The organism is Micromonospora craterilacus, from assembly GCF_003236315.1.
In the GTDB taxonomy this organism is placed as follows: domain Bacteria; phylum Actinomycetota; class Actinomycetes; order Mycobacteriales; family Micromonosporaceae; genus Micromonospora; species Micromonospora craterilacus.
In genome coordinates, this window is record NZ_POTY01000536.1 from 1 (window position 1) to 683 (window position 683).

The following is a 683-nucleotide window of genomic DNA, read 5'->3' on the forward strand; positions in this document are numbered from 1 at the left end:
GCGGCTCGGGGGGAACCCGTTCGGGTCGAGGCGGCCGGCGAGTTCGCGGACGGCGGTTTCGTAGGTGGGGTCGGTGTGGTAGGGCCAGTGTCGGTTGATTGGTGGGGGGACGGTGTCGTCGAGTTGGACGGTGATGCCGGTGGGGTCGCGTAGTCGTCGGTCGACGGTGCCGGGGGGGCCTTGGGTGCGGGGTGGTTCGCCGGGTCGGTGTGCGGAGAAGAGTGGGCCGCCGATGGGGTCGGTGTTGCGCCAGAGGTTGATCCATCGCCAGTTGATGCGGTTGCCGGCTTCGTGGAGGACTTGGTCGCCGAGGAAGGCGGGGCAGAGTCGGGCGTAGAGGCGGTGCAGGGGGCTGCCGTGGGTGAGTAGGGCTACTCGGGGGAGGACTTCTTCGGGTAGTTGGAGGAGGGTGGCGGTGGCGAGGACGGAGCCGTGGGAGTGGCCGGAGATGATGACGCCGCCGCGGGTGGTGAGTGCGGTGATGCGTCTGGCGAGTTCGGGGACGGCGCGTTCGGCGTAGCAGGGTGGTGCGAAGGGGTGGACGGTGCGGGGCCAGAAGGTGCCGAGGTCCCAGATGACGGCGACGGTGCGGCGGGTTCCTTCTGAGCGGTAGGAGAGTAGTCCGAGCACGACGATGCCGAGCGCGACCAGACCGATGACGTAGATCCCGACGTCGGTGGCGA

1 pseudogene is annotated in these 683 nt (G+C 69.3%); it reads right to left on the reverse strand.

Annotated features, from left to right (window positions below):
• Window positions 1-683: pseudogene (locus tag C1I95_RS34300) on the reverse strand (hypothetical protein); the annotation flags it as partial.